This is a genomic window from Mesoflavibacter sp. CH_XMU1422-2 (genome assembly GCF_037029245.1).
GTDB lineage: Bacteria > Bacteroidota > Bacteroidia > Flavobacteriales > Flavobacteriaceae > Mesoflavibacter > Mesoflavibacter zeaxanthinifaciens.
In genome coordinates this window covers 44,100-55,983 of the sequence record NZ_JAYMEE010000070.1, presented here as the reverse complement: position 1 = coordinate 55,983, position 11,884 = coordinate 44,100, and the positions used below count along the sequence as shown (strand labels likewise).

9 protein-coding genes are annotated in these 11,884 nt (G+C 30.6%); 5 read left to right on the top strand and 4 right to left on the bottom strand.

All coding sequences use genetic code 11. The annotated features are described in order from the left end of the window. Position 1 precedes the first annotated feature (1 nt). Positions 2-1,744 (bottom strand): hypothetical protein, encoded by a 1,743-nt coding sequence (locus WA340_RS12245; RefSeq protein WP_336129285.1) that lies wholly within the window; start codon positions 1,742-1,744, stop codon positions 2-4. 15 nt (positions 1,745-1,759) lie between these two features. Then, positions 1,760-2,920 carry an ATP-binding cassette domain-containing protein gene (locus WA340_RS12240; protein WP_336129284.1) on the bottom strand — a complete coding sequence of 387 codons (1,161 nt, stop codon included), beginning with the start codon at positions 2,918-2,920 and terminating at the stop codon, positions 1,760-1,762. Between the two features lie 120 nt (positions 2,921-3,040). On the opposite strand from WA340_RS12240, the gene mtaB reads away from it, so the two are divergent. Then, positions 3,041-4,372: a tRNA (N(6)-L-threonylcarbamoyladenosine(37)-C(2))-methylthiotransferase MtaB gene (mtaB, locus tag WA340_RS12235; protein WP_336129283.1), complete on the top strand. Its 1,332-nt coding sequence runs from the start codon at positions 3,041-3,043 to the stop codon at positions 4,370-4,372. A 60-nt stretch (positions 4,373-4,432) separates the two neighbouring features. Here the strand turns inward: mtaB and WA340_RS12230 are convergent, their stop codons facing one another. Beyond that, complete coding sequence (locus WA340_RS12230; RefSeq protein WP_336129282.1) at positions 4,433-4,729, bottom strand: GNAT family N-acetyltransferase; 297 nt, start codon at positions 4,727-4,729, stop codon at positions 4,433-4,435. Between the two features lie 123 nt (positions 4,730-4,852). Between WA340_RS12230 and WA340_RS12225 the strand changes: the two genes are divergently transcribed. The 4 genes from WA340_RS12225 to WA340_RS12210 all read left to right on the top strand — a co-directional run bounded on the left by WA340_RS12225 (position 4,853) and on the right by WA340_RS12210 (position 11,297). Beyond that, entirely contained in the window at positions 4,853-5,518 is a 666-nt protein-coding gene (locus WA340_RS12225; RefSeq protein WP_336129281.1) for an alpha/beta hydrolase, read from the top strand. 47 nt (positions 5,519-5,565) lie between these two features. Next, positions 5,566-6,495, top strand: coding sequence for a lytic transglycosylase domain-containing protein (locus WA340_RS12220; RefSeq protein WP_336129280.1), 930 nt, complete (start codon positions 5,566-5,568; stop codon positions 6,493-6,495). Then, entirely contained in the window at positions 6,496-7,953 is a 1,458-nt protein-coding gene (gene cls / locus WA340_RS12215; RefSeq protein ID WP_027878644.1) for a cardiolipin synthase, read from the top strand. 104 nt (positions 7,954-8,057) lie between these two features. Continuing rightward, entirely contained in the window at positions 8,058-11,297 is a 3,240-nt protein-coding gene (locus WA340_RS12210) for a T9SS type B sorting domain-containing protein (protein ID WP_336129279.1), read from the top strand. Between the two features lie 6 nt (positions 11,298-11,303). On the opposite strand, the gene WA340_RS12205 is transcribed toward WA340_RS12210, so the two are convergent. Beyond that, positions 11,304-11,882 carry a hypothetical protein gene (locus tag WA340_RS12205; RefSeq protein WP_027878646.1) on the bottom strand — a complete coding sequence of 193 codons (579 nt, stop codon included), beginning with the start codon at positions 11,880-11,882 and terminating at the stop codon, positions 11,304-11,306. Positions 11,883-11,884 lie beyond the last annotated feature (2 nt).

Sequence of the window (11,884 nt, the reverse complement as noted above, 5' to 3'; positions counted from 1 at the left end):
ATTAATTTTCTGGTGTAGCTCTCCATTTTAAGATAGTATTGCAATATAAGTAAGTAAAAACAATACCAACAACAAATAAAATTAAACTTGACCACAAATCTAAGTCTCTTAATAGAACGAAACAATTTTCAGTTCTTTCAGAATAATCAGGAAATTTTAAGCGACATGCATCGCTTTGGTGTGATGTAATAATTGCCATAATTAATAATACGTAAGCGACAAATCCAGACAATGTTAGATTGATAAAAATACTGCCTACTAGCTTTTTTAATTTAGTGACTCCAAATAGACCAATAATCATTATAATGGATGCAATAAATAATATAAAATACATCATAAAGTATTCAAAATCAATACCGCCACTTCTTGAGGTAAAGCCTATAGCAGCTGCTATTAATGATATAAAAATAGTAAGTAATATACCGCTAACAATAGTAAATAAAACAGATTTTAAACTGGTTACTCTAAAACAGAATATAAGTAATGCAATTGCAAATGCTATCCAAATAAAAGCATGAATACTAGCATCTATAATAGTTTTGTTTTTTATATCGTCTAAGTTTTCAAACACAATTTTAAGATGATCTGAGTCAAAAAACTTGTTAGACATTATTTTATCTTGATAGATTTCAAAATCAGATCGATCTATGTTAGATCTATAGCTTTTTTTGTAAGGATAATCTCTGTTGCTTATAAGGTGTTTTACCCCAAAATCTGTTGGATTGTAAACCATTTTAAACCAGCTGTCTGTGTCTAAATTTGTTTTTATTCTATACTTTTTAGATACTTGTAAAAAGCTGTTTAACAACTGTTTTATTTCATCTGGGTTATTTCTGTTTAATAAATCAAAATTTCCTTTTTGTACTAATTGTTTTTTAGACATATTTCCATATCTATCGTCTAAAGGATTGTATTCATATCTAGAGTATAAATAGTCTACATCGTCTTTACCATAACTGTAAAATATTTTGGAATAGTTGTAATAATTTGGATTAGCAGATTTTAAATATGCAGAAACATCTACAACAGAATCTTTATAAGCATATATTGTGGTAGTGTCTTTATGCTTATAATACACGTAGCCTTTTACGTTGTAATGAATAGGTTTGTCACTATCATAATAAGAGACAAATTTTAAGTTATAAAACTGATATTTTTTTCCTAAAAAATCAAGATAAGGTTTATCTAAATCAATTTTAGAGTATTCAGTTTCACAATGTAAAGAATCAAAAGGTTTAGGATAAACTAGTCGGTCTACAGTATAATTTTTTAAAGAGTGCGATAAAAATACACTAGCCTTATTAGCAGTTAAAACTTCATTTTTAGTAATGTTATCAGGGTATTTATTGACGATAAACGTCTTTAAACCAAAATTATAAGAAAAGTAAAATGTAGTCGAAAAAAATATGATAATAAAGTATAATACAAACTGCTTAAATAGCTTAAAAGCAGTTGTTGGATAGTAGTTTTTAAACGCATTGTTTTTAAACATAAATACTAGCCAAAGTACTAACATAACTACAGAAATCATCATGCTAAAGAATATCGCGCCATTATCAAAAAAGATATTTTCTGCGCCTCTATTTTGTAAGCTTTCTGGGTTAGTTAATGTAATTAAACCAAATAAAAAGAATAGAATATGAATAATTAAAGAAGCACCTAACATCCAAACTACTTTGGTGTTCCATAATGTTGGATGACGCTCGATTAAATATTTATTTATTTTAGAAATGAATTGCTGCATTTTGAATAATAGAGATTAGGATACAAAAAAACGTCTGGTAGATTTAGTTATGTTTCTGGTATAGGTCACATCAATTTGATGATTACCTAGCGCTTCTAAAACTTGATAAAATAGAGTGTTAGCATCAAAATATGCTACATAAATTCCGCCATTAAAAACCAATTTTTCAAGTTGTAAAGGATTAAAAATTTGCTGAAGTTTTTCACGTTCGCAATTACAATCAATTTCTATGATTAGTTGATTCTTTACTGTTGTTTCTTCAGTTTCAGAGTTGTTGTTATCAGTGTATTTTCCGTTTTTTAAATAAATAACCTTATCCGAAACTTTTTCAACTTCATATAATTGCTGAGAGCTTAAAATTAATGCAATAGGATGATTTAATGAGTTGCAAATAGATTTTAAGTCTTCAAGGATAACTTGTTGTGCTAAAACATCAAGGTTTGCTAAAGGCTCATCAAGTAATAGTAACTCTGGTTGACGCAATAAAGTTCTTGCAAGTTCAAAACGCATTTTGTAACCAGAAGATAATTCGCTCCATTTTAAATGTTTGTAATCCCAAAGACCAAGTCTACAAATCATCATTAAAACTCTTGTTTCATTTTCTTCGGGACTAATTCCATAATTAGACAACACAAATTTTAAGTTGTCTTTTAAACTACCGTACCATTTTTGGGTACGTTGCGGTATGTAAACTAATTTAGATCTTAGTTCAAAATCGGTATTTACTTTACTATCAAAATCATAGTTTAAGTTACCAGAAGTATGTTTTAACTCTTTAGCAAGTACACGTAAAAGTGTTGTTTTTCCGTTTCCATTTTCACCAACTAAACCATAAACATTTCCTTTTTTTATAGAAAGATTGATAGGTCCTAAACTAAAACTATTAGTTCCATAACTTTTAGTGATGTTTGTTGCTGTGACAATAGGTTTAAAATTGTTGTAAACTTCAATAGGAATTTTAGAAATGTCCTCTAAAACCTTCAAGCATTTAGTTATAAACTCGGTTTCGTTATCAGGATGTTTAGATTTCCAATCTGTAACTTCAATAATTTGGTTGTAAATCTCTAAGTTTTGTGTGTCTAAAGCACAATCCATAAGTTTTCTGTAGCCTAAAACAGTATCTTTATTTTCAAAAAAACGATAGACTTCTTGTAGTCTTTTTTCTAATGTAGACATATTGATTTTAAAGGTTTAAACGCTTTTTATAGCAGGAAAAATTACGTATTTTTGCAGCCACAAATTTTAATAGCACTAGGTAAATATAACAAAACTTACTTAGCATAAACACGAATTGCATTGAATAACAAAAAGAAAGTTGGCTTTTATACTTTAGGTTGTAAACTTAATTTTTCTGAAACATCAACCATTGCACGTTCCTTTAAAGACGAAGGTTTTGAGCGTGTAGACTTTAATGATCAAGCAGATATTTATGTTATAAACACATGCTCTGTAACCGAAAATGCAGATAAACGTTTTAAAACTATAGTAAAGCAAGCGCAAAAGGCAAATCCAGAAGCTTTTATTGCTGCTGTAGGTTGTTATGCGCAATTAAAGCCACAAGAATTAGCAGACGTAAATGGAGTAGATTTAGTGCTTGGTGCTACCGAAAAATTTAAGATTACAGATTACCTAAACGATTTGTCAAAAAATGATTTTGGCGAAGTACACTCGTGCGAGATAGAAGAAGCCGATTTTTACGTAGGAAGTTACTCCATAGGTGACAGAACACGTGCTTTTTTAAAGGTGCAAGATGGTTGTGATTACAAATGCACGTATTGTACAATTCCTTTAGCTCGTGGTATTTCACGAAGTGATACTTTAGAAAATGTACTAAAAAATGCTAAAGAAATTTCAGAAAGAAACATCAAAGAAATTGTCTTAACAGGTGTAAATATAGGCGATTATGGTAAAGGCGAATTTGGTAATAAAAAACACGAACACACATTTTACGAATTAGTACAAGCTTTAGATGAAGTTGAAGGTATAGAGCGTTTACGAATCTCTTCTATAGAACCTAATTTGCTTAAAAATGAAACTATAGATTTTGTAGCCCAAAGTAAAACGTTTGTGCCACATTTTCATATTCCGCTACAAAGCGGAAGTAACGATATGCTTAAAAAAATGAGACGTCGTTATTTAAGAGAATTGTATGTAGATCGTGTAGAACAAATTAAAAAAGTGATGCCTCATGCTTGTATTGGTGTAGATGTTATTGTTGGTTTTCCTGGTGAAACTGATGAGCACTTTTTAGAAACCTATAATTTTTTAAACGAATTAGATATTTCATACTTACACGTATTTACATATTCTGAAAGAGAAAATACAGTAGCAGCTACAATGGATGGCGTTGTGCCTAAAAAAGTAAGATCAAAACGAAGTAAAATGTTACGAGGATTAAGCGTTAAAAAGCGTCGTGCATTTTACGAGTCACAAATAGGTACCAAAAGAACCGTACTTTTTGAATCAGAAAATAAAGAAGGTTACATACACGGCTTTACAGAAAATTATGTCAAGGTTAAAGCACCATGGAACCCAGAATTAGTCAATACACTTCATCAAGTTCAGCTTACTAAAATAGATACAGACGGTTTAGTAAGATTCGATTTTGTAAACGTAGAAGTGATATAAAACAAAACATCCGAAGTGATTAACTTCGGATGTTTTGTTTTTAAGTTAAATTAAACCTAATTAGATTCTTACACCAACAGGTAATAACCTTTTAAATTGGCGGTTTTTTCTAATAAATTTAGCAATGTAAGGACTTGTTGGGACAACACTTAAGTTGCGCTCTTCGATATTATCAAAAACTATTTTAATAAAATCTGTTTTAAACTCGTCATTATCAAGTGCTTCAGGAACAATTAACTTGGTTAAAAAAATCTTTTTTTCTTGAAGAGAATACTCAATTTTAGCAAAATGATCATCTATTTTCAGTTCAAATTGACGTAAAAAATCGTTGTCAATCAGCTCAGCTGCATTAATCATATTTATAAAGTTTTATTAATTATCAAGGAAGTTTCAAAAATAGTACCAAACTATTTTTTAGTTTTATACTACAAATTTACAAAAAATAATAACAACAATAGTTGTTTAAGTTGTTAAAAGCTTATGAGTCAGCAGTTAATACCAGTTTACTTAATGCCAGGTATGGCGGCAAATCCTACAATTTTTGAATATATAAAATTACCCGAAGATCAGTTTGAAATTTTTTGGTTATCGTGGAAAATGCCTTTTAAAAAAGAAACTCTACAAGATTATGCCAAACGTATGTGCGAAGAAGTAAAGCATGAAAACCCTGTACTTTTAGGTGTGTCTTTTGGAGGTATTTTAGTGCAAGAAATGAGTAAACATATTAGTATAAGAAAATTATTTGTTGTTTCTAGCGTTAAGACTAAACATGAGTTGCCAAAACGTATGAAGTTGCTTAAGGTAACAAAAGCTTATAAATTGCTTCCTACGCAATTAATGGGTAATATAGATTTATTAGCAAAATATGCTTTTGGAGAAACTATTACTAAACGTGTAGAGTTATATAAAAAATACCTATCTGTTAGTGATAAAGCATATTTAGATTGGGCAATAGAGCAAGTAATATGTTGGGAACAAGATCAACCAATACCAGAAGCCATACACATACATGGCGATAATGATATGGTGTTTCCGTGTTCTTACATATCAAATTGTACAAAAATTAAAGGTGGAACACACATTATGATTATAAATAAGTATAAATGGTTTAACGAAAATTTACCAAAACTAATCCTAGGTAATTAATAAAAAATCAAATAAAATTTTTAAATTTAGAAAAAGAAATAATGAAGATGAAGTTAGTTAAAAACACATTAGCAGCAGTTGGTTTATTAGCTATTGGAGCATTATCTATCAATGCTATGCAAGAAGCGCCAACAGACGAAAATTTTACAAAAAAACTTATAAACGATTATAACGTATACGCATTACAAGTTCCGGATTATATGGATTTTGCAGGCGAAGAAGTACCATTATCTAATCCTGATATTTTAGAGCGAATGGATAGAGAGCTTTTAGTAAATACTTATTGGCAATCTAACGGTCTATTAATGTTTAAAAGAGCTAAAAAATACTTTCCTATAATAGAACCTATTTTAGCAAAACATGGTGTGCCTGATGATTTTAAATATCTAGCAGTTATAGAAAGTGGCTTAACCAATGCTAAATCACCAGCTGGAGCAAGTGGATTTTGGCAGATTATGAGAGCTACAGGTCGTGAACATGGGTTAGAAGTTAATAGTAACGTAGATGAAAGATACCACTTAGAAAAAGCAACAGAAGTAGCTTGCGATTATCTAAAAAAAGCAAAAGAAAATTTAGGTAGTTGGACACTTGCAGCTGCAGCTTATAACGCTGGTAATGCAGGTATAAAAAGAAGGTTAGATGCACAACAAGTTAAAGGTTATTACGATTTGTTGTTAGGTGAAGAAACTGGTCGTTATGTATTTAGGATTTTAGCTTTAAAAGAAATTTTATCAAACCCTTCAAAATATGGTTTTAATTTTAGAGATAAAGACTTATACTCTAAAGTACCAACATATTTAGTAGAAGTAGATACAGCAGTTACAGATTTTGCTGGTTTTGCAAAGCAATTTGGCATAAACTATAAAATTTTAAAACTACACAATCCTTGGTTAAGAGAGCCGCATTTAAATAATAAATCAAGAAAGCAATATTTTATAGAATTGCCTAAAGAAGGTTATTATAACATACAACCTTAAATGATAGAGTTTTTACAATCACATTGGTGGACAATAGCAATAACGCTAAACTATATATTGGCACTAATTGCAGTTGTTACTATTCTATTTAAATCTATAAATCCTACAAAAACACTAACATACATTATTGTATTGTTAGTGTTTCCTTTTTTTGGTTTAATCGTTTATTATCTGTTTGGTCAAGAGTATAGAAAAAATAAAATCTTCAATAAAAAAGACATTTTAAATAATGAATTAATACAATCTATTGAAGATAAATTAGAGATAAAACCCGAAGCTTTAACTTTTTATGAAGCAGAAGCAGAAGAAGATCAAATACGTTTAGTTCAACTACTTCAAAAAAATGATAAATCACCATTAACACAGTATAACGATGTTGAAATTATAATTAATGGTGAAAATAAATTTGAAAAGCTCTTTAAAGATATAGAGTCTGCAAAACAACACATTCACGTAGAGTATTATATTTTAAAAGATGATAAAATTGGTACAAAATTTTTAGAGCTATTACTTAAAAAAGCAGATCAAGGTGTACAAGTAAAGCTAAGCTATGATGATGTAGGAAGCAAAATTTCATCTAAAATGAAAAGAAGGCTTACGCAATCTTCAATAGAGCATCATCCGTTTATGCCAGTATTATTTCCAAAATTTACTGGTAAAATGAATTACCGAGATCACCGAAAGATAGTGATTATTGATGGCGAAATTGGTTATGTTGGAGGAATAAATGTTTCGGACACTTATGTGAATTATCCAGAAAATAAAAAGTATTGGAGAGATACACATCTTAGAATTACAGGTGAAGCAGTTTTTACACTTCAAGTTCAATTTTTAACCAACTGGAATTTTGTTTCAGATAAAAAAATAGAGCTAAATCAAACCTATTTTCCAAAAAATAAAACAGAAACAATTACTCCAATTCAAATTGCTGCAAGTGGTCCTGATACCGATTGGGCAAACATTATGGAAGCTATTTTCTTCTCAATAGTAACCGCAGAAAAATACGTGTATATAGCGACACCTTATTTTATTCCTAATGATCAAATTATAACCGCAATGCAAGTGGCTTCAAAAAGCGGAGTAGATGTTAGGATTTTAATACCAGATAAATCAGACTCTTGGATAGCACAACATGCAACAAACTCTTATTTAGAACAATTGTTTGATGCCAATGTTAAGGTTTACAGGTACAAAAAAGGATTTACTCATGCAAAAACAATGGTTATTGATGATGTCTTTACAACCATTGGTACTTGTAATATGGATTATAGAAGTTTCAATATTAACTTCGAAATTAATGCTTTAATCTATAGTAAAGAACAAGCTTTAAAAGCAAAACAGATGTATTTAAACGATTTGGATGATTCTTTGTGTATGGACTACGACCAATGGAAAAACAGAGGTAAATTAGAACGTTTAAAAGAAGCTTATTGTAGGCTTTGGGCTCCGTTGTTATAATTATTTAATTCAAAAATTTTTTAGTCGTATATTTAAAGGGCTAAATTGATAATGAAATTAAAACATCAACCAACATAAATATTTATAAAGTAAAAAGAATAGTTTTGGTTTTTATATTCTTTTTTCTTACACATTGGTCTGTAATTGCTCAATTACCAGACTTTAATCTAGTAGTAACCGCAACAGACGAAACATGTTCTGGTAACGGTGCTTTGACAATGAGTGTAAATAATACAGCAGTTGGAGCAACAATTACATATTCATTATTTTTACTACCAGACAGTACAAATCCAATTGCAGAAACCACAGCGTCTTCTTTTAATAGTTTGCCATCTGGAGATTACATTGTCGTTGCGACACAAACTCTTGGAAGTGAAGAAAATGAGCAACAACAAGAAATTACAATTAATAATTTAACTACAACTTTAGATTACGATATTTCGCATTCAACCACGTCAAATTGTGACGAGTTTGGTACAATCACAGTAAATATAACATCAGGTAATCCAGTGTCTTACGAGGTAATTTCTGGACCAGAAACGGTTGCTCCTCAAACTTCAAATGTTTTTACAGATTTGCCTCAAGGTACTTACATTATTAGAGTTTATGACGATTGTGATAATGCGCTTTCAAAAACCTACACCATGTTACTAGATATTAATGACTTAATTATAGGCGAAGTAGGTTTGCCAATTGTATACGATAATTGTGATGAAGCAGATGTCGAAATTTCTATTGATGCGGCAGAAGGTACAACAATAATTTATCCGCTTTCAGTAACGTTAACACTCTATCCACCAGATGGTTCTCCAGAGGTTGTTTTTGATCAAAATATTACAAGTGGAGACGATTTAAATTTTACAATCAATCAATTAATTCCATTATTTGGATCAGATAGTTTTGATGTAAATGTTTTAATTGTAGATTCTTGCGGATTGGTTTTTGAATCTGATCAAATTGTAAACCCAAATCCAAAAGTTAGCTTAACAACTACAGAAGAATTTTGTGGCGAATTTTTAAACGTAACTATAAACAACTACTTGCCACCTTTCACTTTAAGTTTTACATCTGCGCCTTCAGGTTTTAATCCAACAGATTACAACAATAGTTATCCAGGACCATTTACTGAGGATGATGGAACTATAATTTTTGGTTTTGACGATAATCCAGTACCAACAGGTATGTACACCGTTGAAATGATAGATGCTTGTAATAGAGTAGGAGCAGGTACTATTTTTGTAGATGAAGTTGTTGTAGATCCGTTAGTAATAACAAGCAATAATGGATGTTCTGCAAATTCTGGTATTTTAGAAATCAGGATTCCTGAGCGTGAGGTCATTTCAGCTTCTATAATAAGCGCACCATCATCTTTCTCTGAAACCTTACCATTTAATGCAGACGAGTTTATTGTTGGAGATATTTTAACCATTCAGGATAACAATCTTCCTGCAGGAGATTATGTTGTTACTGTAGTTGATAATTGTGGTGTAGAATATACTTTAGATGCTAATATTCCGGTGTTTCAGTTTCAAGGATTAAATGTATTAACGCTTCCAAATTGCCAAACAGAAACAGGTTCTTTAAATCTAAGCAGTAATCATGGACAATTATCAGAAATTATTATTGTCGCAGCACCTTCCGCTTTCGCGGAAACAATTCCTTTTGATGCGACCAGTTTATTAGATGGAAATGGTAACCTTTTTATGAATAATTTACCCGTTGGTGATTATCAATTTGAATCTTCAGATACTTGTAATTTTGATTACACAACTAATGTTACCATAAACAGCTATACAAGTAATCCTTTTGCATACACATTAACCAGAAACTGCGGTTCTTTTGATGTTACTATTAATGATTTAGATCAAACAGTAACTAACCAAACATATTGGTTGCAATATTATTTTGAAGAAAATGAAGTTTGGGGACATCCAAATACCGGTGTAGCGTACACAGAAGGCGATATCCCAAATAGCACAACTGCTATTGAAATAGAAAATATGGAAACACTTTATAATATTTTTTTAACAGGAGATTTTAGATTGATAAAAGTGTTTCAATCTATAAATTCAGAAAATCCAGACGTGTATTGTTTAGATCAATTTGCCAATTTCACTGTATATTCAGATTTAGTCATTTCAGGAGTTTATAATCTAAATTGTTCTAGTGGTGGTAATCCGTCAGACGTCGTAGTAGAAGCTATTGGTGTAGCGCCTTTCAATTATAGTATTATTTCCCCAATAACAATAAATAACGGAACTAATAACGTGTTTTCAGACTTACCCAATAATATTTACGAAATTAGAGTAGAAGATGCCTGCGGAAGCATTGAAAATATAACCATTAATCTCGAAAATTTATTACCATTAGCTAGAGCAAACCAACCAGACGACTTTACAATTTGCAAAGCAGATGGTATAGACCAAGAAGTGTTTCAATTAGACACTCAAAACGAACAAATTTTAGGAAATCAAAACCCAAATAACTACACAATAACCTATCATTTATCCCAGTCTGATGCAGATACAGGTAATAATCCGTTGCCAAATCAATTTACAAATAATACCAATCCTCAAACGGTTTACGCAAGGGTTATACATAATAATTTAGCATTGTGTCATGCAACAACATCATTTCAAATATATGTTGGTCAAGTACCTGTTTTAAGTGAAGAAGAAACAGTTTATATCTGTTCTAATGGTACAGCAACATTAATAGCAGATTCTGGTTTTGATGCGTATTTATGGTCAACAGAAGAAACAACACAAAGTATAATTGTAGATCAAGCTGGTACTTATACAGTAACTATTATAGATGAAATAGGAGACTTTTATTGTGAAAGCACAAAGAATTATCAAGTAATAAATTCAGAACCAGCAACTATCGAAAATATAGAAATTTCAGATTGGACTGCTAATGAAAATTCAATAGCAGTAATGACTTCTGGAGCAGGGAATTACCTATATTCTTTAAATGGAATTGATTATCAAACTCAAAACACTTTTTCTAATTTAGAACCAGGAGAATATAGAGTTTACATTAAGGATAGTAATGGATGTGGTATTGTAGATAAAGACGTTTATCTATTACATTACCCTAAATATTTCACTCCAAATGGAGATGATATAAATGAATTTTGGCAGATAAAATTTTCTAATCTAGAACCAGATTTAAAAGTCTTTATCTTTGATAGGTATGGTAAATTGTTAAAACAATTTGGAAGTCAAGACGCTGGTTGGGATGGTACTTATAATGGTAATACTATGCCAACCAACGACTATTGGTTTGTTGTAACCAGAGCAAATGGTTTAACTTACAAAGAACATTTTACGTTAAAACGGTAAATATGCTTATCTGCTTCTTCTTTTTTGAGACCTTAAAGATCCACCTTGACCATAATGTTGCTTAGGCATTTGCGCTTGCTTCATATTTTGCTTCATCATTTTTATTTGGTCAGTAAGCATACCTTGTTTGTCTAGTTTTTGTGCTTCGGCAAGTAGTTTTGTAGCTTCTTGTTTTCTTCGTTTAGAAAAAGCAATACCAGCTAAGTTTAATTTTGCCATAGCCATATCGTGATCCATCGACAACCCTAAGCTTACTGCTTTTTTAAAATAACGTTCTGCTTCATTTACATTGTCTTGAGATACCATTATCCCGTGTAAAAAGTTGTAATACCCTTGTTGCTTTTTTACTAATGCAGCTTCAGGATTTTTAATTTTATTAAGCCATTTTTTTGCGCCGTCAAAATCTTGTTTTCTTAGGCGTAAAAAGGCAAGAAGGATAAATTCATTTTTAAAATATAAAAACAGAAATACTAAAGAAAGTAAAAGGTACATGATACCATTACCTATTTCACCATCAATAAATTGCCAGATTGCAACTCCAAATATTCCTACCGCTAGTATTAGTTTAAAAATTTTATTGTACATGT